The organism is Bacteroides sp. AM32-11AC (genome assembly GCF_003603515.1).
Taxonomy (GTDB): Bacteria; Bacteroidota; Bacteroidia; order Bacteroidales; family Bacteroidaceae; genus Bacteroides; species Bacteroides uniformis.
Map to the genome: position 1 here is coordinate 99,585 of NZ_QTNH01000007.1, position 25,645 is coordinate 125,229.

At 45.9% G+C, this 25,645-nt stretch carries 19 protein-coding genes; 12 read left to right on the forward strand and 7 right to left on the reverse strand.

The window, feature by feature from the left end:
* Nucleotides 1-3 precede the first annotated feature (3 nt).
* The 4 genes from DW800_RS09365 to DW800_RS09380 all read left to right on the forward strand — a co-directional run bounded on the left by DW800_RS09365 (nt 4) and on the right by DW800_RS09380 (nt 6,513).
* A complete protein-coding gene (locus tag DW800_RS09365; RefSeq protein ID WP_005826835.1) occupies nt 4-1,377 on the forward strand; it encodes a hypothetical protein in 1,374 nt (457 codons plus the stop codon).
* A gap of 138 nt (nt 1,378-1,515) precedes the next feature.
* Nucleotides 1,516-2,877 (forward strand): family 16 glycosylhydrolase, encoded by a 1,362-nt coding sequence (locus tag DW800_RS09370; protein WP_005826833.1) that lies wholly within the window; start codon nt 1,516-1,518, stop codon nt 2,875-2,877.
* Nucleotides 2,878-2,965: 88 nt separating this feature from the next.
* Nucleotides 2,966-4,258 carry a glycoside hydrolase family 2 TIM barrel-domain containing protein gene (locus tag DW800_RS09375; RefSeq protein ID WP_035449413.1) on the forward strand — a complete coding sequence of 431 codons (1,293 nt, stop codon included), beginning with the start codon at nt 2,966-2,968 and terminating at the stop codon, nt 4,256-4,258.
* Nucleotides 4,259-4,260: 2 nt separating this feature from the next.
* Nucleotides 4,261-6,513, forward strand: coding sequence for a glycoside hydrolase family 3 N-terminal domain-containing protein (locus tag DW800_RS09380; RefSeq protein WP_035449412.1), 2,253 nt, complete (start codon nt 4,261-4,263; stop codon nt 6,511-6,513).
* A 96-nt stretch (nt 6,514-6,609) separates the two neighbouring features.
* On the opposite strand, the gene eno is transcribed toward DW800_RS09380, so the two are convergent.
* The 3 genes from eno to crcB form a co-directional block, all read right to left on the reverse strand.
* Nucleotides 6,610-7,899: a phosphopyruvate hydratase gene (gene eno, locus DW800_RS09385; RefSeq protein ID WP_022402052.1), complete on the reverse strand. Its 1,290-nt coding sequence runs from the start codon at nt 7,897-7,899 to the stop codon at nt 6,610-6,612.
* Nucleotides 7,900-7,964: 65 nt separating this feature from the next.
* Nucleotides 7,965-8,633 carry a pentapeptide repeat-containing protein gene (locus tag DW800_RS09390; protein WP_016273353.1) on the reverse strand — a complete coding sequence of 223 codons (669 nt, stop codon included), beginning with the start codon at nt 8,631-8,633 and terminating at the stop codon, nt 7,965-7,967.
* Between the two features lie 13 nt (nt 8,634-8,646).
* A complete protein-coding gene (crcB, locus tag DW800_RS09395) occupies nt 8,647-9,024 on the reverse strand; it encodes a fluoride efflux transporter CrcB (RefSeq protein ID WP_005826820.1) in 378 nt (125 codons plus the stop codon).
* A 725-nt stretch (nt 9,025-9,749) separates the two neighbouring features.
* Here crcB and DW800_RS09400 point away from each other — a divergent pair.
* From DW800_RS09400 to DW800_RS09410, 3 genes are all read left to right on the forward strand, one after another.
* Complete coding sequence (locus DW800_RS09400) at nt 9,750-10,235, forward strand: DsbA family protein (RefSeq protein WP_005835937.1); 486 nt, start codon at nt 9,750-9,752, stop codon at nt 10,233-10,235.
* A 218-nt stretch (nt 10,236-10,453) separates the two neighbouring features.
* Nucleotides 10,454-12,616: a glycoside hydrolase family 97 protein gene (locus DW800_RS09405; RefSeq protein WP_057088054.1), complete on the forward strand. Its 2,163-nt coding sequence runs from the start codon at nt 10,454-10,456 to the stop codon at nt 12,614-12,616.
* A 205-nt stretch (nt 12,617-12,821) separates the two neighbouring features.
* Nucleotides 12,822-13,763, forward strand: coding sequence for an EFR1 family ferrodoxin (locus DW800_RS09410; protein WP_117703589.1), 942 nt, complete (start codon nt 12,822-12,824; stop codon nt 13,761-13,763).
* Nucleotides 13,764-13,766: 3 nt separating this feature from the next.
* On the opposite strand, the gene DW800_RS09415 is transcribed toward DW800_RS09410, so the two are convergent.
* Nucleotides 13,767-14,573 carry a helix-turn-helix domain-containing protein gene (locus tag DW800_RS09415; RefSeq protein ID WP_005826809.1) on the reverse strand — a complete coding sequence of 269 codons (807 nt, stop codon included), beginning with the start codon at nt 14,571-14,573 and terminating at the stop codon, nt 13,767-13,769.
* A gap of 171 nt (nt 14,574-14,744) precedes the next feature.
* On the opposite strand from DW800_RS09415, the gene DW800_RS09420 reads away from it, so the two are divergent.
* The 3 genes from DW800_RS09420 (at nt 14,745) to gcvT (ending at nt 18,697) form a co-directional block, all read left to right on the forward strand.
* Nucleotides 14,745-16,157: an amidophosphoribosyltransferase gene (locus tag DW800_RS09420; protein ID WP_005826808.1), complete on the forward strand. Its 1,413-nt coding sequence runs from the start codon at nt 14,745-14,747 to the stop codon at nt 16,155-16,157.
* Between the two features lie 196 nt (nt 16,158-16,353).
* Nucleotides 16,354-17,577, forward strand: a complete 1,224-nt coding sequence (gene pepT / locus DW800_RS09425) for a peptidase T (protein WP_057097660.1) — start codon at nt 16,354-16,356, stop codon at nt 17,575-17,577.
* Between the two features lie 31 nt (nt 17,578-17,608).
* Complete coding sequence (gene gcvT / locus DW800_RS09430) at nt 17,609-18,697, forward strand: glycine cleavage system aminomethyltransferase GcvT (protein WP_119958010.1); 1,089 nt, start codon at nt 17,609-17,611, stop codon at nt 18,695-18,697.
* A 91-nt stretch (nt 18,698-18,788) separates the two neighbouring features.
* Here the strand turns inward: gcvT and DW800_RS09435 are convergent, their stop codons facing one another.
* A complete protein-coding gene (locus DW800_RS09435) occupies nt 18,789-20,315 on the reverse strand; it encodes a M48 family metallopeptidase (RefSeq protein WP_119958011.1) in 1,527 nt (508 codons plus the stop codon).
* 181 nt (nt 20,316-20,496) lie between these two features.
* Entirely contained in the window at nt 20,497-20,748 is a 252-nt protein-coding gene (locus tag DW800_RS09440) for a type B 50S ribosomal protein L31 (protein WP_005835945.1), read from the reverse strand.
* A gap of 191 nt (nt 20,749-20,939) precedes the next feature.
* Between DW800_RS09440 and DW800_RS09445 the strand changes: the two genes are divergently transcribed.
* Together DW800_RS09445 and DW800_RS09450 are read left to right on the forward strand one after the other, a co-directional pair.
* Nucleotides 20,940-21,947 (forward strand): endonuclease/exonuclease/phosphatase family protein, encoded by a 1,008-nt coding sequence (locus DW800_RS09445; RefSeq protein ID WP_119958012.1) that lies wholly within the window; start codon nt 20,940-20,942, stop codon nt 21,945-21,947.
* A 282-nt stretch (nt 21,948-22,229) separates the two neighbouring features.
* The gene (locus tag DW800_RS09450) at nt 22,230-23,240 is read left to right on the forward strand and encodes a class II fructose-bisphosphate aldolase (protein ID WP_005826798.1); all 1,011 of its coding nucleotides are present in this window, start codon (nt 22,230-22,232) and stop codon (nt 23,238-23,240) included.
* Nucleotides 23,241-23,710: 470 nt separating this feature from the next.
* Here the strand turns inward: DW800_RS09450 and DW800_RS09455 are convergent, their stop codons facing one another.
* Nucleotides 23,711-25,561: a glycoside hydrolase family 13 protein gene (locus DW800_RS09455; RefSeq protein ID WP_119958013.1), complete on the reverse strand. Its 1,851-nt coding sequence runs from the start codon at nt 25,559-25,561 to the stop codon at nt 23,711-23,713.
* Between the last annotated feature and the right edge of the window lie 84 nt (nt 25,562-25,645).

Here is a 25,645-nt window from a genome sequence, read left to right on the forward strand (position 1 = left end):
GATATGAAAAATATATTTAAATATATGGCAGGCGTGTTGGTTGCTGGTTTTGCAATGACTTCATGTTCGCCTGAAGATTTTACGGGAGCCAATGGCAATATCCCACAAGCATCGGATTATACTGATAACTTTAAAGTTACTGTAGATCAGACAACCAATTATGCAAACTTTGAATTTACTTCTGCTCCTGGAGTGTCTCCTATTTGGATAATTGACGGCGCTTATCAAGCCTCATATGGTTTTTCCAAATATTATCGTAAAAAAGGTTCATATACAGTAGAATGTAAAGTAAAGAACGCAAATGGCATTAGTGATGGTTCGATAACCAAAACCTTTGAAATAGAGAAGACTATTATGAACGGTTTTGGTGGTTTTGTGGAAGATAGTGAATTTAACATGTTTAAGGGAGTAACTTTCAATGTGGCATCTTTCTACTATGCTCCAGGATGGGGGCAGATTGCAGATCCAAAATATACTTATCAGAATGGTGCATTTGTTGTTTCCTTACCGGAAGCTACTACCGATCAGTGGCAAGCTCAGATGCATGTGGAATTGGATAAGGTAATTGCTTTGTCAGTGGATAAAACCTATGATTTTTCGGTGATAATCACTTCTACTACCAAACATCCGGGCGTGACGGTTAAAGTACAGCAGAAAGGTGATGACAATACGTTTATCAATATGCAGCGTGTGGCTTTAGATGCTAATGAGCCTAAGTGTATATGGTTCAGTAACGTACCCGGTGTGAATATTACCGATTTGAAGTTTGCACTTGATTTTGGTGGTAATGAAGCTAATACGGATATTACTTTGGAAAGCTTTGTCTTGAAAGACCATGCTAATGATGACGGTACGGAAATTCCTGAAGTACAAGAGCCTGAACCTTCTTGGGTGAAGGTGGATAGTGAAGACAATCTTTGGAACGGGGCAACCTTTACCAATACTTTCTTCTATGCAAACCCGGATTGGAGTGCTAGACCTAATCCAGATTTAGTGGTGGATGGAAATGCTTATACACTCACTTTCCCTGATGCTACTGAAGCACAATGGCAGAACCAGTTCTCGTTTGTTACAGATTTGTCAGCCGATACAGAAACTGCCTATGATTTCTGTGTCACTCTAAATCCTAGTACTGATTTGAAGGGGGTAACAGTAAAACTGGTTCAGACTGATGAACCTGATGTCAAACATGATGATAACTTCTTCTTTGCAGAACAGACGGATTTGTTGGGTAATGAAGATAATAAATTTTGGGTTGCAAATAAAAAGGCGCCTAAAGATATGCATGCTATATCTTTAGTCTTGGATTTTGGTGGAAATCCTGCTGACACAAAAGTGACTATTAAAGATATTATTTTCCAGACTCATAGAGATTGATGGCTAGTATTAGATAGAATATTGGTCTGCTAAAAGCAGTGAATAATAAAAAGGGGGAAGGATGTGGGTTATCTTGGCAATTGCTGGAGTTTCATCCTTTCCCTTTTTCTCTACTTATGTTGTAAAATATATATATATATGAAATACTATTGTCTATTATCTATTCTTTTGTTTTCGTTGATTGCTTGTGGCAGTAGCGATGACAAGGAACCGCAATCCGAGGATGTTACCATTAAATGTTCTCCTGAAAAGATAGAGGCTGTTGCACAAGCTAGCCAATATGTGGTGAATGTGGTTTGTTCTGGTAAAGAGTGGACAGCTTTTGCCTCTGATGATTGCAGTTCATGGGTCAAAGTAAATGTAATGGGTTCTTCTTCTAGCCAAGGCACAGCGACAGTTATAGTCAGTGCTCATACGGGTACTACTTCTCGTACTGGTACGGTGGTGGTTAAATCTGGTGCTACTCGTGTATCTATTCCTCTTACGCAAGCGGCTCCTTTATCAGTGTCACAGACTGAGTTGTATTCTAATTCTATAGGAGAATCTTTTGTCTTATCTGTTATTGCTTCTGGCGAATGGAATGTGAAATCCAATGATAGTTGGATTAGCGCAGAAAAAAATAGTGGGGAAATTGTTGTGACCACTTTAGCTAATGATGCAAAGATTTCCCGTACGGGTACAGTTGAGGTTGTGGCTGGTGCAGAGAAAGTAACGGTAACAGTTATTCAAGAATCGGCTGAAGATCTGGATATCAATACTCCTGAGGGGTATCGGTTGGTTTGGCATGATGAATTTAATGAGGGCACATCTCTTGGCAATGATTGGACACACGAGGTTCAAGGAGCAGGGTGGGTAAATAATGAACTTCAAAATTACGTCAATGGTTCTGCTGACGGAAAGCGTGTGACAGAACTTGTGGACGGTAAGTTGAATATTAATTGTTTCAAAGGCTCCGATGGTAAAATTTACTCTGGTCGTGTGTATGCTAAAGTGAATACTGGTTGGGAATATGGCTATTTTGAAGCACGTATCATGTTGCCTGAAGGCAAGGGGACGTGGCCGGCTTTTTGGATGATGCCAGTTGGTAATGACTGGAATACTAACCCATGGCCCATGTGTGGTGAAATAGACATTATGGAGGAAGTGGGAGTCGTACCCAACGAAGTCTCTTCGTCTATCCATACGCAAGATTATAATCATACTATAGGTACGCAGAAAACACATGCCATGACTATAGAACAGGCAGAAGGAGAATTTCATCTCTATGCTTTAGAGTGGACAGAAGATGCCATCACTACATACGTGGATGGCAAGGTACAGTTGGCTGTTACCAAGCAACAATTGGGAGCTGGTCATAATCAATGGCCTTTCCATTATGCTTTCTATCCCATTCTGAATCTGGCTTGGGGCGGTGATTGGGGTGGAATGAACGGTGTGGATGAGTCTGCTCTTCCTGTAACGATGAAGGTGGACTATGTACGCGTGTTTCAGAAAAAATAGAGCCTTCATATTTAAATAAAATTTAAATATGAAGGCTGAATGTTTTTTATTTATAACATAAATACCTTATGCTTTAGGACAATTGATAATGAAAAAAGAAAAAATATTTATTTTTATCTGTTTAGTTTTGTTGTCTGCCTGTTCTCCTTCTTCTTTAGACGGCATTGTAATAGAGAAAGCGGCAGACGGTTATAAACTTTCCATTGACGGAAGAGAAACCTATATTAAAGGCGTAGGCGGCACATATCGGTTGGACATTGCCGCCCAGAGTGGTGCCAATGCCTTCAGAACCTGGGGAGGTAATGTGGAGGAGATAAAGAAAAACCTGGCATTGGCTTCGGAGCACAACATGTACGTAATGCAGGGAATAGGCATGACCAAAGACTCTATACGCTATTACGATGATGAATATAAGAACAAGATGCGCGAAGAAGTCCGCTTGTTGGCAGAAACGTTCAAGAATGATACGAGTTTGCTGGCTTGGGGTATTGGCAATGAAATTGAGTTGGGAAATGCTAATATAGCTGCCGCATGGAATTTTGTGGAAGAACTGGCACAGCTGATTAAGTCGATAGACAAGCGTCATCTGGTTTCGACAGTGATTTCCTACAATCCGTCGGCATTGGACTCTGTGGCAAAGTATGCTCCGTCTCTCGATTATGTGGGCATCAATGTATATGGTCCGATGGGAGAGGTGCAGGCTGTTGTTGACCGGTCGGACTACAAGGGTGCATTTATGATTACCGAGTGGGGACCGACCGGTTGGTGGGAAACAGCGTCAACCGAGTGGAAGGCACCCATAGAGCAGACCAGTGAAGAAAAACGGCAGGTATACGAAGAGCGTTATACGCAATATATTTCTGCCAATCCCCGTTGCTTGGGCTCTTTTGTATTCTTGTGGGGACAAAAAGAAGAACGTACGCCTACCTGGTTCAGTATGTTTGTAGAAGACACGGTGGATATGCTGCCTCTGAAAGGAGAAAAGACTCCTATGGTAGAGGCTATGCAAAGAGTGTGGACTGGTAAGGAACTGGATGAAACGGCTCCGGTAATTCTGGGTATGATGACTGTCAATGGGAAGAGTGCTATTGATAATGTCCGCATCAAGGCAGGTGCTTCATTGAAAGCAGAGGTTGCGGCCATAGACAAGGAAAATGATTCTCTGACTTATGTTTGGGAAGTGCTTAAAGAAGCTACAGTGCTGGGCTTTGGAGGTTCTTATGAACCGCGTCCGGAAAGAGTCGGTGAGGTGGCTATGTCAGATAAAAATGTGTATGAGACTGCAATTAAAGTTCCCGGAGAATATCGTTTGTACGTATATGTACTTGATAATACGGGCTTTGTCTCCACAGCAAATATTCCATTTCAAGTAATAGATTAAAGATGAAAACAATGAAAATGCTCTCTGCTTGTTTGTTGCTGCTTCCTTTTATATCTTGTACTCAAGTGCAGGATATAAAAAATGATGCAGTCATCGAGCAGAAAATAGAAACGCTGTTGTCCAGTATGACATTGGAGGAAAAAATTGGGCAGATGAACCAGATTTCTTCTTATGGCAACATAGAGGATATGAGCGGATTGATAAAGAAAGGTGAAGTCGGGTCTATCTTGAATGAAGTAGATCCGGTGCGTGTCAATGCCTTGCAGCGTGTGGCAATGGAGGAGTCCCGCTTGGGCATCCCCTTGCTGATGGCGCGTGATGTGATCCACGGTTTCAAGACCATATTCCCTATTCCCTTGGGACAAGCGGCATCTTTCAACCCGCAGGTGGCTAAGGATGGTGCACGGGTAGCGGCTGTGGAGGCTTCTGCTGTGGGTATCCGCTGGACATTTGCACCGATGATAGATGTGGCTCGCGATCCCCGTTGGGGGCGTATGGCCGAAGGATGTGGCGAAGATACTTATTTGACTTCGGTGATGGGTGTTGCTATGGTCGAAGGTTTCCAGGGAGATTCGCTGAACAGTCCGACTTCCATAGCCGCATGTCCTAAACATTTTGTAGGTTATGGTGCTGCCGAGGGCGGGCGTGATTATAATTCCACTTTCATTCCGGAGCGTCGTTTGAGGGATGTATACCTTCCTCCTTTTGAAGCTGTGGCCAAGGCAGGGGCAGCCACTTTCATGACTTCGTTCAATGACAATGACGGAGCACCGTCTACCGGAAACACTTTTATTTTGAAAGATGTGCTTCGTGGTGAATGGGGATTTGATGGAATAGTAGTGTCAGACTGGGCTTCGGTAGCCGAAATGATGGCACATGGCTTTGCTGCCGATTCTAAAGAGGCAGCAATGAAGGCGGTGAATGCTGGTGTGGATATGGAGATGGTCAGCTATACGTTTGTCAAGGAATTGCCGGAATTGATAAAAGAAGGTAAGGTCAAGAAGTCTGCTATAGACGATGCCGTGCGGAATATTCTGCGTATCAAATTCCGGTTGGGACTGTTTGATAATCCTTATGTGGATGAGAAACGGATAGAGGAACTTTATGCTCCTTCTCATCTGGAGGCTGCCAAGCAAGCTGCTGTGGAATCGGCCATCTTGTTGAAGAACGAAAAGGAGACATTGCCTTTGCAATCTTCGGTAAAGACGGTTGCTGTGGTAGGTCCGATGGCAAATGCACCTTATGACCAATTGGGTACCTGGATATTTGATGGTGACAAGACAAAAACCGTGACACCGTTGAAGGCTATCAAGGAACTGGTGGGGGACAAAGTGCAGGTGATATACGAGCCGGGTCTGACTTATAGCCGTGACAAGAATATGGCAGGTGTTGCCAAAGCCGCTGCTGCCGCTGCACGTGCTGATGTTATTTTGGCGTTTGTAGGCGAAGAGGCTATTCTTTCAGGAGAGGCGCATTGCCTGGCCGACCTGAACCTGCAAGGTGCGCAAAGCGAACTGATTGCCGCTTTGGCGAAAACAGGAAAACCGGTGGTTACTGTCGTAATGGCAGGGCGTCCGTTGACCATAGGAAAGGAAGTCGAACTCTCGTCAGCTGTACTTTATTCGTTCCATCCCGGAACCATGGGAGGACCGGCATTGGCCGACTTGCTGTGGGGTAAGGCTGTGCCAAGTGGCAAGACTCCGGTGACTTTCCCGAAGATGGTAGGACAGATACCGGTTTATTATGCTCATAACAGTTCCGGACGTCCGGCTACGCGGAATGAGGTTTTGCTGAATGACATTCCGTTGGAAGCGGGGCAGACTTCGTTGGGATGTACTTCTTTCTATATGGATGCAGGTTTCGATCCGCTGTATCCGTTTGGCTACGGTCTGTCGTATACGACGTTCAAATATGATAATGTGAAACTCTCGTCTGCCAATCTGAAGAAGGAAGATGTGCTGACTGTGACTTTCGACCTTGAGAATACCGGAAAGTATGAAGGTACCGAGGTAGCCCAGCTTTACGTGCAGGACAAGTTTGCTTCGGTGACCCGTCCGGTGAAAGAGCTGAAACGTTTTGCTCGCGTCACATTGAAGCCGGGTGAGAAGAAAAATGTATCGTTTGAACTTCCGATAAGTGAACTTGCTTTCTGGAATATAGATATGGTGAAGACGGTGGAAGCCGGAGACTTTGCTCTTTGGGTGGCACCGGATAGCCAAAGTGGAGAAGAAGTTTTCTTTAAGGTAGTAGATTGATTGTTGATTTAAGGTTAAAAAGAGAAGGGGCGGACCGTGACGGTTCGCCCCTTCTGCTTTCTTCTTTATAAGCCCCGCCTTCCGGCAAATAACTCATCACTTATTACTTATAACTTTCTTATATCCATACACCGCATTGCTTCCCAGTTCTTCTTCGATGCGAAGCAGTTGGTTGTACTTTGCCATACGGTCTGAGCGGCTCAGCGAACCGGTCTTGATTTGTCCGCTGTTGGTAGCTACGGCTATGTCTGCGATAGTCGCATCTTCCGTTTCACCGGAACGATGGGAAGTTACGGTAGTATATCCGTGGCGGTGTGCCATTTCGATGGCATTCAGTGTTTCGGTCAGCGAACCTATCTGGTTTACTTTAATCAATATGGAGTTGGCACAGCCTTTTTCGATGCCCATTGCAAGGAAGTCTACATTGGTGACGAACAAATCGTCTCCTACCAACTGGCAACGGTTGCCGATACGGTCGGTCAGTTTTTTCCAGCCGTCCCAGTCGTTCTCGCTCATGCCGTCTTCGATAGAGTCGATGGGATACTTGTTGATTAACTCTTCCAGATAGTCAATCTGTTCGTCGGCAGTACGTTTCTTGCCTTTTTCACCTTCGAATTTGGTGTAATCGTAGATGCCGTCATGGTAGAACTCGGAAGAAGCGCAGTCCATGGCAATCATTACGTCTTTGCCCGGTTCGTATCCGGCAGCCTTGATGGCGGCAATGATGGAGTTCAAGGCATCTTCTGTACCCTCTAGATTAGGAGCAAAACCTCCTTCATCGCCTACTGCTGTGCTGAGGCCACGGTCTTTTAGGACTTTCTTCAGTGCGTGGAACACTTCGGCACCCATACGCAAACCTTCGCGGAAGGAAGTGGCACCTACGGGGCGTATCATGAATTCCTGGAAAGCAATGGGAGCGTCACTATGCGAACCGCCGTTGATGATGTTCATCATCGGTACAGGCATCACATAGGTATTTGTACCACCGATATATCGGTAGAGTGGGATGTCAAGGTAAGCGGCGGCAGCCTTGGCTACAGCAAGAGATACGCCGAGGATGGCATTGGCACCCAGATTGGCTTTCGTTTTGGTTCCGTCCAGTGCAAGCATGGCATGGTCGATACCCATCTGGTCGAGGGCGGACATACCGATGAGCTTGGGAGCAATGATATTATTGATATTGTCCACGGCTTTCAGGACACCTTTGCCTCCGTAACGTTTTTTGTCACCGTCACGCAGTTCCAATGCTTCGTGTTCTCCCGTGGATGCTCCTGACGGGACAGATGCACGGCCTATGAAGCCGGATTCCAAGGTTACGTCTACTTCTACAGTTGGGTTACCTCTTGAATCGAGGATTTCACGTCCGATAATCTTCTCTATTTTCATATTCAGTCAATTTTAATTATAAACTATCTTACTAACAAATGAAAACAAGGAATTGTTTTTCGTTTTTAATCCTTTATTGTAATGCCTAAAAGAGCAGTCAACTCCATGGCTTGGGAAGTATTGACGATGGCTCCCCGTATGTCGGGCAGGTTGAGGCGTATACCTCCTATGTGCGAGTCGCTCAAGTCGATTCCTCTTAGAGGGGTGTGTGAAAACTCGGATTCTACCAGCTCACAGTTTTCAAAGGCGATGGAGGCAAGTTTGCAGTCGTTGACGTCGCTGTTGCGCAAGTCACAAGAGGTGAAGCGGGCTTGATTGATTTTACTCATGGAAAGATTGAGGTATCTGGCATTGCAGTCCTTCATTGTCAGATGGTTCAATATTGTTTCCGGCAGATTGGTTCCCACCAGTTTGCAGGATATGAATTCCACTCTGAACAGAGAACTTTCGGCAAATGAGATGTTGGAAAGGTCGCAATGTTCAAAACGTACATCAGTGAAATGGCAGGATTTCAGTTTGCAGGCGCTGAATTGGATATGACTGAAAGTACAGTTGGTGATGCTTTTGTAGGAATACTCCATGTGTTCCTCTGTCCGTTTACCGAAGTGAAGGTCTCTGACAGTTTCTTCCGTATTCAGCCATTCTTCCAATGATTTGGAACTTTCACTTTGTCCCTCTAAGGTAGGAGGGATGATGCGTACGGGAGGCATGACAAAAGGCTTGCTGGGTTTCATAGGGGTGTTTGGGTTATATACAGCGTCCGAAGGCGCCGCCGGCGAAGGCTGCCAGGACTCCTAATGTGATACTTAATAAGGTATATAAGGCAAACATTCCGTAGAATTCTTGCTTTATCAGAATCAGTCCGTCATTGCTGAAAGTGGAGAAGGTGGTGAATCCTCCGCACAGACCGGTAGTCAGCAACAGCCGTACCTCAGTAGAAAGGTTGAAACGGGCGGATAAGGTATAGAATAGCCCGATGAGGAAACTTCCGAGGATATTGACTGTGAATGTAGCCCATGGGAAAGAGTAGGGGACTATGCGCTCGTGGAGCATCATCTGCACGCAGTAGCGCAGTACGCTGCCGGTACCGCCGCCAAGGAATATAGCTATCAGTAATCTAGTCATAGGTTGTCTGGGGTTGGTTTGGGCTGCAAAGGTAGTGAAGACAAAGGAATTTCAGTAAATCATAGCCCGAAATTTCATAAAGCGATTCTGTACTGGGGGAAGTAGTTATTGGTGGGATGTATATAATTTTGATATTTGATATGAGTGATTGCCAATCTTGGTTCCGGATAGTTCGTGATGGGGCAGAAGCGATTTACTAAATCTTGGAGGAAGATTTAGTAAATCGTTGCCGGAGATTTAGTAAAATGTCCGGGAGATTTTAGTAAACGAGTAGAAGGGGCTTTGGAAGGATGACTGGTTTGTCTGTATTTTTGGATACGGTAATAACTTGTGAAACTTGAGCCACTCTTGAAATTGAGGTCTTAACCGTTCAAATGCCATATTGTAGAGACCTCTCTAGAACCTTGTCTTGATAATCAGCGATTTATTTTCATTGGCTGTAGAGATTGTATCCATTCCTTCTCATTCTCTTCCTGCCTTTCTTTCTTCACTTGTAGAGAAGGGTTGTTCTTAATTTGTTGTTTTTTAGAGTTTTAACGAAATTGGTTGTAGATGTCATTTCCTTGTATTCCCGTCATTCACACCCTAACTTTGCAACATCGAATTCAAGAGAATGAAAGTTTATCGTTGAGGCCTCACGATGGATCTCCACTTCTTGAAAGAGAGGAAAAGGCTTCGGCCTATTTATTACATTATTATATTAACTTTCTAAAACATTAAAAATTATGGGACTTCAGTATGTAGTGGCAAAGAGAATCTTTGGTTTTGACAAGGACAAAAATGTAAAGTATGTAGCTAAATCCGTAGGAGCGGGTGAATTGGATTTTGATAAGTTGTGTGCCAAAGTGAGCCGTATTCTTGGTATTCACAGAAAGACGGTGGACTTAGTGGCTGCAGGACTGGTGGACATCATGTCGGAAGAAATAGACGATGGAAAGACTGTTCGTTTAGGTGATTTCGGATTGTTCCGCCCTTCTTTTGTAGGGAAGAGTGCTGATACGGAGGCTGGCGTTTCGGCCAGTAACATTGTCCGTAAACGTATTCTGTTTTTTCCGGGGAAAGCTTTTAGTCAAATGTTGGGCAATATGAGCGTCACCAAGATGGTGGTTCCCGATACGGACTATACGGATGGAAGTAGCAATGGTGGAGGGGATAACTCCAATCCTTCGGGAGGCAATGACGGGGACCAAGGTGAAAATCCTTTGGGATAATTCCAGTGCACGATTAAAGTTGTAAAAATATGGAGGGCGAAGTTTTCGTAGCGATACTTCTCCTTCTATTTTGTTTGTAGGCAGGATATTGTTCAAGGGAAGTTGGTTTTCATGCAAACGTTTGCCGACAAATCATCTATCATTTTAGTTTAATTGCGTCAGAGTGTATTTCTTTCCTGCCTATATTTGCATCTGGAACATAATTTTATAAATATAGCATGAGAAACATGAAAGCAATCTGTACAAAATTAGCCTGCTTCCTGCTCGTTTTGTTGGTGAGCGGTGTAGCAATGGCAGAGAGTATTACCTCTCCCAACGGACAACTTCAATTGAATTTTTCGGTAAATGCGCAAGGCGAACCCGTTTACGAACTTTCTTATAAAGGAAAGCCGGTGATTAACCCTTCCAAATTAGGACTCGAACTGAAGAACGACCCCGGTCTGATGAATGGCTTCACGATGGAGGATGCAAAGACTTCCACTTTCGACGAGACTTGGGAACCGGTATGGGGTGAAGTAAAGCAAATCCGTAACCACTATAATGAGCTGGCTGTGACGCTCAACCAAAAGGCGCAGGATAGGAACATCATTATCCGCTTCCGTTTGTTCGACGATGGTATGGGCTTCCGTTATGAGTTCCCTTTGCAGAAGAACTTGAACTATTTCGTGATTAAGGAGGAGCGTACTCAGTTTGCCATGACTGGCGACCATACAGCCTTCTGGATTCCGGGCGACTACGATACGCAGGAATATGATTACACAGAATCCAAACTTTCTGAAATTCGCGGGTTGATGAAAGGGGCCATTACGCCTAACTCTTCACAAACCCCGTTTTCGCCCACCGGTGTTCAGACTTCTTTGCAGATGAAGACTGCTGATGGTTTGTACATCAACTTGCACGAGGCTGCTTTGGTGGATTACTCTTGCATGCACTTGAATCTGGATGATAAGAATTTTGTTTTTGAATCTTGGCTTACTCCCGATGCAGTAGGCGATAAAGGTTATCTGCAAGCTCCCTGCACGTCACCGTGGCGTACGGTTATCGTAAGCGACGATGCTCGTGACATCCTTGCCTCTAAAATCACGCTGAACTTGAACGAACCTTGTGCTTACGAGGACGTTTCCTGGATTAAGCCCGTGAAATACGTAGGTGTATGGTGGGAAATGATTGCAGGTAAGAGCACCTGGGCATATACAGACGACCTTCCCTCCATCAAACTGGGTGAAGTGGACTACTCCAAAATGAAGCCCAATGGCCGTCACGGTGCCACTAACGAAAATGTAAAAAAGTACATCGACTTCGCAGCCGAGCACGGTCTGGACCAAGTATTGGTAGAAGGCTGGAATGAAGGCTGGGAAGACTGGTTTGGCAAATCCAAGGATTATGTATTCGATTTTGTGACCCCTTATCCCGATTTCGACGTGAAGATGCTGAATGAATATGCCAAGAGCAAAGGCGTGAAGCTGATGATGCATCATGAGACATCCGGTTCGGTGCGCAACTACGAACGTCACATGGACAAGGCCTATCAGTTTATGGTGGATAATGGCTACAATGCCGTGAAGAGCGGATATGTAGGTAATATGATTCCCCGTGGTGAACATCATTATGGGCAATGGCTGAACAACCACTACCTCTATGCCGTGAAGAAGGCAGCCGACTACAAAATTTGTGTAAATGCGCACGAAGCTGTACGCCCTACCGGTTTGTGCCGTACTTATCCTAACTTGATTGGCAACGAATCTGCACGAGGAACTGAATATGAGGCATTCGGCGGTAGCAAACCGTTCCATACCACATTGCTTCCATTCAACCGCTTGATTGGCGGTCCGATGGATTATACACCGGGTATCTTCGATACCAAACTTGACTTTATGGGCGATTTGCCCCACGGACAAGTGCAGACTACACTTGCTAAGCAACTCGCTCTGTATGTAACTTTATACAGCCCGTTGCAGATGGCTGCCGACTTGGTTGAGAACTACGAAAAGCACATGGATGCTTTCCAATTCATCAAGGATGTGGCAGTAGACTGGGACGACAGCAAGTACATTGAAGCAGAACCGGGTGATTACATTACCGTGGCCCGTAAGGCAAAAGGAACCGGCAACTGGTTTGTTGGAGGTATTACAGACGAGAATGCACGTACAGCCAACTTTACGCTCGACTTCCTTGAACCGGGCAAGCAATACGTAGCCACTCTCTATGCCGACGGTAAAGATGCTGATTACAAGGAGAACCCTACTTCTTATCAGATAAAGAAGGGTATCGTAACCAGCAAGACCAAAATGTCCGTGAAGGAAGCGCGTAGCGGTGGTTTTGCATTGAGCTTGATTGAAGCGACTCCGGCTGACAAGAAAGCTGTGAAGAAGTGGAGATAATTTAGGGTAGAAAGAGTTTTTATTAGGCATTAGTGAGGCCCCGCAGAAGTCCAATCTTTGCGGGGCTTTTTTTGTGTTAGGGTAAGCTCATTCTTATACCGTAAAAATAGCATCAAGACCCGAGTTTTTGGTAAGTCCGTTCTTTGGGGAAACCTTTATTTTTGCACTCAGATAACAGATTGCATAATCATTAAAAATCAGAGATATGAATACGGATAAGAAAATCAGTCGTCGGGAGGCTTTAAAGCGTATGGGATTTGCCGTGATGAGCAGTGCTATCGCATCTTCCGGCCTACTCTCGTTGGCATCCTGCGAAACAAAAAGGAGTAAGCGTATCATCTTTTATTTTACCGGAACGGGTAACAGTCTTTACATCGCCCGTCAGTTGGCTGGAGAGAACGCAGAATTGTTGAGTATCCCTCAGATGGTGAAACGGGGGAAGTATGAATTTGAGGCAGATGAAATCGGCATCGTTTATCCCATCTACGGTCATATGCCTCCCTATATGGTACGGCAGTTCATTCAGAAAGCAAAACTGAAGGCAGAATACAAGTTTGCTGTCCTCACCTATGGTGCAAGGAAGTGCGATGCGGTAGAGATTTGGGACCGTATATCCCGTAAAGCCGACAATGCGTTTGACTATATCAACACTATCATCATGGTGGATAACTGGCTACCCAACTTCGACATGAACGAGCAACTCAAGATAGACAAGCACATCCCCGAGAACTTGCAGAAGATAACGGCAGATATCAACAGTCGGCAGCATTGGCACGAACCGGTGACGGAGGAGGAACGGCAACAGCACCAAAGTTTTATGCAGCGGAGTGGACTCGACCCCGAGGTGGGCTTCCTGATGAAAAGCGAGAAGTTCTTTACCGTGACCGATGTTTGTATTGACTGTGGCATCTGTACCTACGTTTGTCCGCGCGGCAACTATGAGTTGACGTCGAGAGGAGTGAAGACGTCCGGTGACTGCGAGTTCTGTTTTGCCTGCATACAGAATTGTCCGCAGAAGGCTATTCAGTTCATAAAGCAGGAAGATGGCTCTTTTCCTGACGGAACGGAGAAGAACCCCAATGCCCGCTATCGTAATGAGCATATTTCGCTAATAGATCTGAAACGGGCAAACAATCAAAAACTATAATCATTAACCTCTGTATTTTGTCGGATTTACACCCAGATGTTGTTGTACGTAACGGCTAAAATAAGCAGGAGAGGAAAAACCGAACATATCGGAAATACGGACGAACGTTAGTGATTTGTCGCGCAGCAAACGCGAGATGTCGAGTGTGGTATAACGGTTTATCCAGTAGTTTGCTGTATAACCGCTTACTTTCTTGGAAACTTCCGAAAGATATTTGGAGGTGACACATAGGCAGTCGGCATAATAGGTCACTTCACGATGCTCGCGGAAAGTTCCGTTCTCCAGCATGTTGAGGAAACGGCTCATGATGGAAGCATTTTGTACAGAGATATTGTCCTCGCCATATAGATGGGAGTGGAAATCGAAGAAGTCGAGTATCAACATCTGTGTGGAGGCGATAAGCATATCGCGATGGAAATGATGGTCTGTATTCCGGAGTCTGTATTCCACTTGTTCAAAATCCCGGAGACATAGCTCTTGCTGTTCGGTAGTCAGGGACATGATAGGATTGAGAAATAGGGAAAGTTGCCCTTTCATACCGTAGTTGTTCTGTGGTGTACTCAGCACCACAAAGCCCGATGCGATATAGATGACCTTTACGCGAAAATCTTCTGAAGGTTGAATTTTCTCTACCAGTTTTCCTTTGCGGACAATCATCAGGTCGCCGGCACGTAGCTCGCGTTCCTCTCCATTGTACTTCAATCGGCAGATTCCTGACAGACAGAGGGCGTGTGCAAGATAGCCACTGTATGCGTCCGTCCCCAGACCTTGAAGAGTATCGGCTATTATAATATTTGCGGTTTCTCCCATTATACAGTTGTTTGGTTTCGATCACAAAAGTATATGTTTCCAATAATATAACTTCTATTGTGGGCAAGAAATATATTGCCTTTTTTATTCATTTCAAATCTGCCCGAATTTCGCAAATTCTTCATACCTTTGCATCCGTTAATTTTAGAAACCAATAACAAAACAGAACTTATGGGAGGTTTTTTCGGAACAGTCGCCAAGGCAACAAGCTGTGTGGCAGATTTGTTTTACGGCACAGATTATAATTCACATTTAGGGACAAAACGTGGTGGGTTGGCTACATACGATGCAGAAACGGAGCAGTTTACCCGTTCCATTCACAATCTGGAAAGCACTTATTTCCGCACGAAGTTTGAGGATGAACTGGACAAGTTCAAAGGAAATTCCGGAATAGGAATCATCAGCGATACAGACCCTCAACCCCTTATCCTCAACTCCCACCTTGGTCGCTTTGCCATTGTAACGGTAGCCAAAATAGTAAATCTGCAAGAACTGGAAACAAAACTGTTGGCCCAAAACATGCACTTCGCCGAACTCAGTTCGGGCAAAACCAATCAGACGGAACTTATCGCCCTCCTTATTATACAAGGAAAGACATTTGTCGAAGGAATTGAAAATGTGTATAAGCATATCAAAGGTTCCTGCTCCATGCTGTTATTGACGGAAGACGGCATCATTGCCGCTCGCGACCGCTGGGGACGTACTCCGATTGTTATCGGAAAAAAGGATGGGGCGTATGCAGCGACAAGCGAGTCGAGCAGCTTCCCGAATCTCGGTTATGAGATAGACCGTTATTTGGGACCCGGAGAAATTGTTCGCCTGCGTGCCGATGGGGTGGAACAGATGCGCAAGCCTGATGAGGGAATGCAGATTTGTTCCTTCCTATGGGTATATTACGGTTTCCCCACTTCCTGCTACGAAGGTAAGAATGTGGAGGAAGTGCGTTTTGCCTCCGGTTTCAAGATGGCACAGACAGATAAGTCAGAGGTGGATTGTGCCTGCGGCATTCCTGATTCGGGTGTAGGTATGGCGCTTGGGTATGCCGAAGGTAAAGGAGTTCCTTATCATCGTGCCATTTCCAAATATACTCCGACTTGGCCTCGTAGTTTTACTCCCAGCAAGCAGGAATTGCGTTCGCTGGTGGCAAAGATGAAGCTGATTCCCAATCGTGCCATGCTCGAGGGTAAGCGTCTGCTGTTCTGTGATGACTCTATTGTCCGGGGGACTCAGTTGCACGACAATGTGAAGGTGCTGTATGAGTATGGTGCCAAGGAGGTGCATATCCGGATTGCTTGTCCTCCATTGATATATAGCTGCCCGTTTGTAGGATTCACGGCTTCCAAAAGCGACATGGAGCTGATTACCCGTCGTGTCATCAAGGAGCTGGAGGGTGACGAGAATAAGAATCTCGATAAGTATGCCACTACCGGCTCACCCGAATACGAAAAGATGGTGGACGTTATCCGCGAGCGTTTCGGACTTTCATCCTTGAAGTTCAATACGTTGGAAACTCTGGTTGAAGCTATCGGATTGCCTAAGTGTAAGATATGTACGCATTGTTTTGATGGTAGCAGCCATTTTTGATTGACATTTTGTCCTTAAGGAATAAAAAAGGGGCGTGAATTGCTTGGCAGTTCACGCCCCTTTTTTTATCTTTACAGCACAAAATAGTGGTTAATGATTAGTGATTAATGATTAATGCCATTTGGATAATGCTTTTCGCCAATTACTAATCACTGACCATTAATCACTAACCATTAATCACTAATCATTATTCATCATGACTTTAGTAGAACGTTTTTTAAAGTACGTAAGCTTCGATACTCAGTCCAGTGAAGAGACTGAGATTACTCCGAGTACTCCGGGGCAAATGGTGTTTGCCCGGTATCTGAAAGAAGAATTGGAAACTTTGGGTCTGGAAGAAATCACGTTGGACGAAAATGGTTATCTGTTCGCCACTCTTCCTGCCAATACAGACAAGCCGTTGCCCGTCATCGGCTTTATTGCCCACATGGATACAAGCCCCGATATGAGTGGCAAGAATGTTTCTCCGCATATTGTGCAGAATTATGACGGTAAGGACATTGTTCTTTGCGCCGAAGAGAATGTGGTTCTTTCTCCTGCCCAGTTCCCCGAACTGCTCGACCATCAAGGGGAAGATTTGATTGTGACCGACGGCAAGACCTTGCTTGGTGCCGACGATAAAGCCGGTATTGCCGAAATTGTATCGGCAGTGGTATATCTGAAGGAACATCCCGAAATCAAGCACGGTAAAATACGTATCGGCTTCAATCCGGATGAGGAAATCGGTTTGGGCGCCCATAAGTTCAATGTAGAACAGTTCGGTTGCGAATGGGCTTACACCATGGACGGCGGAGAAGTGGGTGAGCTTGAATTCGAGAACTTCAATGCAGCTTTTGCCAAGATAAGCTTCAAGGGACGGAATGTGCATCCGGGCTATGCCAAGAATAAGATGATTAACTCTATCCGCGTTGCCAACCGTTTCATGTCCATGCTTCCGGCTGACGAGGCTCCGGAGCATACCGAAGGTTACGAAGGTTTCTATCATCTGATAGGCATTACCGGCGAGGTGGAGCAGACAACAGTCTCTTACATTATCCGTGACCACGACCGCACCCGCTTTGAAGAGCGCAAGAAGGAGATGGAACGTCTTGTGGCAAAAATCAATGAAGAATACGGTCCGGGTACCGCTACTCTGGAACTTCGCGACCAATACTATAATATGCGCGAGCAGATTGAACCGGTGATGCATATCATCGACACCGCTTTTGCCGCCATGAAGGCAGTAGGTGTAGAGCCTCGTGTAAAAGCCATTCGCGGAGGTACGGACGGCGCCCAGCTCTCTTTCAAGGGCCTGCCTTGTCCCAATATCTTTGCCGGTGGCTTGAACTTCCACGGCCGCTATGAGTTCGTGCCTATCCAGAACATGGAGAAAGCCATGAACGTCATCGTCAAGATTGCCGAGCTCGTAGCCAGCAAATAGATAATTCATAACTCATAACTCTAATAGTTCCATGAAAACCACTCCGTTTACCGAAAAACACGTCTCGCTGGGTGCCAAGATGCACGAGTTTGCGGGATATAATATGCCTATCGAGTATTCCGGCATCATTGACGAACATCTCACTGTTTGCGGGGGTGTCGGTGTATTCGACGTCTCACACATGGGAGAATTCTGGGTGAAAGGTCCCCATGCTTTGGACTTTCTGCAGAAAGTGACTTCCAACAATGTGGCTGCCCTCACACCGGGGAAAGTACAGTACACCTGCTTCCCCAACGAAGACGAGGGCATTGTGGACGACCTTCTTGTCTATCATTATGAGCCGGAGAAATACCTGCTTGTAGTGAATGCGTCGAACATTGAGAAAGACTGGAACTGGTGCGTGTCTCATAACACGGAAGGCGCTGAATTGGAAAATGCTTCCGACCGCATGGCACAGCTTGCCGTGCAAGGACCGAAGGCTATTCTGGCTTTGCAGAAGCTGACTTCCATTAATCTTTCCGACCTTCCTTACTATACTTTTACCCACGGTGAGTTTGCCGGAGAAAAGGATGTCATTATCTCCAATACCGGATATACCGGTGCGGGTGGTTTTGAACTTTACTTCTATCCGGAGGCTGCCATGAAGATTTGGGATGCCGTGTTTGAGGCAGGCGCGGAGTTCGGCATTAAGCCAGTTGGTCTGGGTGCGCGCGATACGCTTCGTCTGGAAATGGGATTCTGTTTGTATGGCAATGATTTGGATGACACCACTTCGCCCATTGAAGCGGGTTTAGGATGGATTACCAAGTTTGTGGAGGGAAAGAACTTCACCAATCGCCCGATGCTGGAAAAACAGAAAGCGGAAGGCACTACCCGTAAGTTGGTGGGATTTGAAATGATAGACCGCGGTATCCCCCGTCATGGTTACGAGCTGTATAGTACAGACGGTACTGCCATCGGTGTGGTTACCTCCGGAACTATGTCGCCTACCCGCAAGATTGGTATCGGAATGGGGTATATCAGACCCGAGTACAGCAAAGTCGGTACGGAAATCTGCATTGACATGCGGGGACGTAAGCTGAAAGCTGTGGTTGTGAAGCCGCCGTTCCGCAAACAGTAATTTGAATGAATAACTAAAATAAGAAGAATGAAGAATTTGTCATGCGGCATCATCGCGCAGTCAAATTCTTCATTCTTAGTTATTCCTTTCTCTATATTCTGCTTATCCTGTCCAGCATTTGGTTTGCCCAACCTATCTCTTTATTGGTCCATTCCTTTTCGGTTCCTTCTATGCCCTGGCCTTCGTAGGCCGAAAGCAAGGTGATATATTCTTTCAGTATATCGGCGGCTTGGGCTTGTTTGTTCATGCGCATCAATAATAGTATTTTTTGTTTATATATGTCCAGATTGGGGCTTGTTCCTGCCATCTCCTGGGCTTTATCAAGCATGGCGAGGCAGCGGTTGTTCACTTCTTCCGTATTAGACAGTGCCATTTCCGCTTTTACCAGGATGATGTAGTCATTGTCCGTGGCTAGTCTGTTGTCAATGTTCTTGCGTATCAGCCGGGCAGTTTCCTTATAGCGCTTGTTGGCGTAGTTCATACTTGCGTTGAAAGAAACGACATCGCTGGTGGTCCGTAGGTAGGGGCGGGCACTCAGGCTATGGGATTCACCGGCCTTTTCTATACGCTTTTGCAGGTTGCCGATGCTGCCGTAGCGAGGAATGTCCTTGTTGCGTTGGTGCAGGTTGTAATACCCTATAATTTTATCGAGGGCCGATGCGATTCCGTCGGGATTATATCCCTTGAATGCCAGAAGTTGGCGCGCAAGGCGGTCTGAAGAGATTTCCTGGGAAGTTTTGTATTTCATCCCCAACCGGTCCGTTGCCGGAATGCTCAAAAGGGAAGCGATGGCTCCGATATCTGCCACCAGACTGACGGCATAAGCATCTTCATTATCGTCCCAGTAGGCCACATCGAGGGCTGCACTGGCGGTAGTGGCAAAGACATCTGCCCAAAAAGCTGCACGCTTGGCACGCCGCTCGGCACGGTAAATGTTGTTTACCTGATGGTCGAGGACGAAATGTCCCAGCTCACATGCGATGACGGCGGCCAGTTCGTCTTCGGAATCAAGAGTGCAGAGGAGGCCCGTACTGATAACCATGGAGCCGTTGGGAAGCATGAAGGCATCTGGTTCGGGCGACTGGATGATACGTATGTTCAGACTCTCCCCGCGATTGCTGTCAATGGTGGTGGCGTTCAACTTGGAGAACACTCCCTGCACGTACGAAACGATGTAATCTTCCTGATAGGCTATCTCATTCAGTTTGTCGAGATACTCCAGGCACTCTTCGTCGATTTCCTGGCGCAGTTTGTGCTTGTAGCCGCGGTCGCTGAAATATTCGTAAAGATGGTTTTTCAAGTATATCTGCTGCCAGAATTCCCGGTCGGTTTGCGGAGCGGATATGGCAATGTGCCCCATCTCATTCAAAGGAATGGTCTCTTGTATGCCGTTCATTTCGACAGCATAGCAAATGTTGTTGCTGCTTTCACCGGGATTCTTCATTTTGACAACCCGGCGGATAATGACCGGTGTACCGGCGGGAGATTGCCGGTACTCTTTTGTCAATTCTCCTTTGACAGCGATGTTTCCGCTTAAATCTTTGTACTTTTTGGGCTTGGCAAATCCTGCCGTTGCGACAAGGATTGTCAGGATGAATAGGGTGGCGAGTCGTTTCATGATTAGTATATGTTTTCGGTTTTGATGATACAAAAATAGGGAAGTGTTTTTCTCCTTTCTCGTTTTTTTCCCTATTCTGTGATAGGAGATTCCCTATTTATCGGTCCTGCAGTGGGAGGCGGAAACAAAAAAGGGAACCTTTCAGTGAAAGACTCCCTTTTTTCAGTTTGCTTGAAACTGATTATTTCTTACGGTTACCGTAACGGCTCATGAACTTATCAACACGACCGGCAGTGTCAACCAGCTTAGACTTACCTGTGTAGAACGGGTGAGAAGTGCTGGAGATTTCCAGCTTTACCAGCGGATAAGTTTCACCTTCGAATTCGATAGTCTCTTTCGTGTTGCAAGTGGAACGAGACAAGAATACATCACCATTTGACATATCTTTAAATACTACCGGACGGTAATTTTCAGGATGAATACCTTTTTTCATTTTGATATTTTCTTTTAAAAATTTATATTCTGTTACTATTTTGGTAATAAATAGTGTAATGGTCTTCTTTTCAGAGCGCAAAGATAGTGCAAGTTGGAGACTCTACAAAATAAATTCAGATTTATTTTTATTTAGTAGGTTTATCGCATTTTATTTCTGACTTTTGCAGTACTTAATAATCTTGTGAATTTATGAGGAAACTACTTGTCTTATGCTCTTTCTGGCTGTGCGTGGCAACGCTGGGGGCACAAAATGCGGAACGGAAACTGTATAGCGTTGCGTTCTATAATCTTGAAAACCTGTTCGATACGGTTCATGATGCCGGTAAGAACGACCATGAGTTCCTGCCCGACGGCAGTTACCAATGGACGGCAAAGAAGTATGAGTCTAAACTGCAGAACCTTTCCAAAGTGTTGGGTTCCCTTTCGCGTGATTTAGTGCCGGAAGGTCCGGCATTCATCGGTGTGGCAGAGGCGGAGAACAGCCGGGTGCTGGAAGACCTCGTGAAGCAGCCGGCCATTTCCAATTATGAGTTCGTGCATTATGAAGGACCGGACAGACGGGGTATAGACTGTGCCTTGCTGTACGACCCGAAGCAGTTCAGCGTTACCCACTCGAAGTTGGTGCTTTCCACTCCTTTTGAGGGGGATACGGTGCACTTGACGCGCGGCTTCCTGATTGTGGACGGACAACTGGCGGGAGAGCGTGTCTGCGTGATAGTGAACCACTGGCCCTCCCGTGGGGCGAAGTCACCGGTGCGTGTGCATGCAGCCAGGCAAGTAAAGGCCTTGAAGGACTCTCTGATGCGTAGCGACAAGAAGCTGAAGCTCATCGTGATGGGGGATATGAATGACGACCCGATGGATGAAAGCATGGAGGTGCTGGGTGCACGCAAATATCCGAAGCAGGTGAAGAAAGGCGAATTCTACAATCCCTGGTGGGAGACACTGGAAGACAAGGGAGTGGGGACATTGCTCTATCGGGGCAAGTGGAACTTGTTTGACCAGATTGTCATTTCGAAACCGTTGCTGAAGGCTAAGAAAGGGTTGCGCTATGATCACAATGAAGTTTTCATCCGCGATTATCTGATTCAGCAGGATGGCAAATACAAAGGTTCCCCCTTGCGTACGCATGGAGGCAGGACTTGGCTGAACGGTTACAGTGACCATTTGCCGACCATCATCTATCTGAAAAATTAGTATTACATAATAATGTGTAAACAGATGCCGGAGAGCAAACATGTTCTCCGGCTTTTTTGTTGATAGAAGTATAGATGGCAAAAGTATGGCTGGCAGAGATAAATGCAAAGAGTTTGTAATATAGAGATTACAATAATCTGTTAAATGAAGCCAATAGCTTTAAAATAGAATGGATTTGGTAGGATGAGCCGGATATTTTATTCCTCTCAAGTTCTTTACTTTAAAGGATAATGATTACTTTTGCGTAGAATTTTAATTCACTAACAATAAAATTTAAACAAAATGGTTAATTACAAAGATTTAGGACTGGTAAACACAAGAGAGATGTTTGCTAAGGCTATCAAAGGTGGATATGCTATTCCGGCATTCAACTTCAACAATATGGAACAGATGCAGGCTATCATCAAGGCTGCAGTTGAAACAAAGTCTCCGGTTATTCTTCAGGTATCTAAGGGTGCCCGTCAGTATGCCAACGCTACTCTGTTGCGTTACATGGCTCAGGGTGCTGTTGAGTACGCTAAGGAATTGGGTTGCAAACATCCTGAAATTGTTCTTCACCTCGACCACGGAGATACATTCGAAACTTGCAAGAGCTGTATCGACTCTGGTTTCTCTTCAGTAATGATTGACGGTTCACACCTTCCGTACGAAGAAAACGTTGCACTGACTAAGAAGGTAGTTGATTATGCTCATCAGTTCGACGTAACTGTAGAAGGCGAACTCGGTGTATTGGCCGGTGTAGAAGATGAAGTTTCTGCAGAACACCATACATATACTAATCCTGAAGAAGTTATTGACTTCGCTACCCGTACAGGTTGCGATTCACTGGCTATCTCAATCGGTACTTCTCACGGTGCATACAAGTTCAAACCCGAACAATGCCACGTTGACCCTGCTACCGGTCGTCTGGTTCCTCCTCCTCTGGAATTTGCCGTTCTGGATGCTGTAATGGAGAAACTTCCGGGATTCCCCATCGTTCTTCACGGTTCTTCTTCAGTTCCTCAGGAAGAAGTTGATACTATCAACAAGTATGGTGGTAAGCTGGAAGCTGCTATCGGTATCCCCGAAGAGCAGTTGCGTAAGGCTGCCAAGTCTGCTGTTTGCAAAATCAACATCGACTCTGACTCACGTCTGGCTATGACAGCTGCTATCCGCAAGACATTTGCTGAAAAACCGGCAGAATTCGACCCGCGTAAGTATCTGGGTCCGGCTCGTGACAATATGGAAAAACTGTACAAGCATAAAATCATCAACGTGCTTGGTTCAGAGAACAAATTGGCTCAACTGGACTAATCGAAAGATAATCCGAATATAGCGTCAGCCCTTGCAATATTGATGTTGCAAGGGCTGACTTGTTGTATATAGGCCGGTGTTGTGGGATGGTTAAGTTCGCCGCTTATTTCAGAAGCGGATGTTTCAACGTGTACAACAGTCTGTTTCCTTTAACAAAACAGTCTGTTTCCCTTAACTGAACAGTTTGTTTCAATAAAGAGAACACTTTGTTCCAATATGCAAAAACACTTCGTTCCAATACGTAAGAACACTTTGTTTCTACATATCCGAACACTTTGTTTCTCTATACTGGAACAAAGTGTTCACCGTTATGAACTAACAGATTAGCTATATTTGAGACCGGTGAAAAGCATATCCCCGTGACACCTATTCCATACTAAAAATCCCTTGCAGATGGCTGGCAGGCGAGGTGTCTGCTAGCTATCTGCAAGGGATATTTGCAAGAATGAGCTCTCTGTGTGGAGTGCGCGTTATAATTCTATCACTAATGATTCTCTGGGGCCCATCTTCAGCTCTTCACCGAAGGTGATGGCCTTGCCGCTAAGAATATCTTTTCCCTGCTTGCTGTTTTTCAGGATTTCCTTGTAGAATTTCAAAGGAACGGTGGTCTCTGCATCTGTACCGTTCAGCATCACGAATACCGTCTTGCCTTCGTACTGGCGTGCGTAGGCATAAACACCATTCTGTACCATGAACTGCACCATGCTGCCTTTGGCAATCACATCGTTTCCTTTGCGCCAGTTCAGGATGGTCTTGTAGAAGTCGTAGCACTCGTTCTGTATTTTGGTACGTCCGGCTGGGGTCAGTGCGTTTGTTGCGTCACCGGTCCATCCGCCGGGGAAGTCCTTGCGGACATAGCCGTCGCTCTTGCTCTTCACGCCATTCATCATGACTTCCGTTCCGTAGTAGAGTTGCGGAATGCGGCGGGTGGTAAGCAGCAGGGTAGAGGCTTGCTTCAGCATCGGAAGGTTGTTGCCTTCGCCCAGGAAGCGGTCGGTGTCGTGGTTTTCGATGAATGCCAGTACGGAAGCGGGGTTGGGGTAGAGGAAGTCGTATACGAAGTTATTGTATATGCGGTCCAGTCCCTTGAACCAAGTCTCGGTCTGTTCATTCTTGGCGGTGTTTATCTTGTCAAAGAAGCTGAAGTCCATAACGGTCTTGAGGTTACTGTTCTTGGGGGCTGATAGCTTGGAATCCTTCTGCCACCAGGCGGTGTAGGCGGGTTCGGTAACCCAGGTCTCGCCCACGGTGTTGTAGTTGGGATATTCTTCGTTGAGCTCTTTCATCCAGTTGCTCATGGCATCATAGTCGGCATACGGGTAAGTGTCCATGCGGATGCCGTCGATGTTGGCGAATTCAATCCACCAGAAACTGTTCTGTACCAGGTAGCGGTAAACGTGAGGGTTCTTCTGGTTGAGGTCGGGCATGGAAGGTACGAACCAGCCGTCGTTCATCTGGTCGGCATCGTACTGGGAAGTATAAGGGTCTACGTGCGGGGTCAGTTTGAAGGAGGTCTGCACGAAGTTGTTTTCGTGGTCGGGGTTGTTGAACCAATCTTTGGAGGGCATGTCCTTAATCCATACATGCTCTACGCCGCAGTGGTTGAAAATCATGTCCATTACGATTTTGATGCCGCGTGCATGGGCTTTTTCAATCAGTTGCTTGTATTCTTCGTTGGTACCGAAGCGCGGGTCTACCTTGTAGTAGTCTGTGGTGGCATAGCCGTGATAGGAACCGCCGGTCATGTTGTTTTCCAGTACCGGAGTAAACCAGAGGGCTGTGACGCCGAGGTCGGAGAAGTAGTCCAGGTGTTGTTCGATGCCGGCAAGGTCACCGCCGTGGCGTGCATTGGGGTCATTGCGGTCTATCTTGTACTCGGCCATGCCCGCAATCTGGTCATTGTCCGGATTGCCATTGGCAAAGCGGTCGGGCATCAGCAGGTACAGTGCGTCGGAGGCGTCGAAACCTTTATGTTCGCAACCTTTCTTGTTGCGTGCCTTCAGTTCATATTCCTTTACGAGTTTCTTTTTTCCTTCAGTGAAGGTGAGGTTGAATTTGCCGGGTTTTACATCCTTGTCCAGTTTCAGATAGACCAGGAGGTAGTTGTTGCTTTCCAGCTTGACGGTGCTGCTCAATGAGACGCCAGGATAATTGACGGATACTGCCGCGTTGCCGATGCCTTCGCCATAGACCATCAGCTGGAGTTCCGGGTTCTGCATGCCGGTGTACCAAAACGGAGGGTCGATTTTGTTCACATTCATAGCTGCATACGTACTGAGGGAGAGTAAGAGTGTTCCCAAGATTAAGAATACTTTTTTCATGATAGTAACTTTACGGTTAATTTTTGCGCTAATTTAAAACAAATAACGGAGAAAGTTAATCTTTCTCCGTTACTGTACTTTATT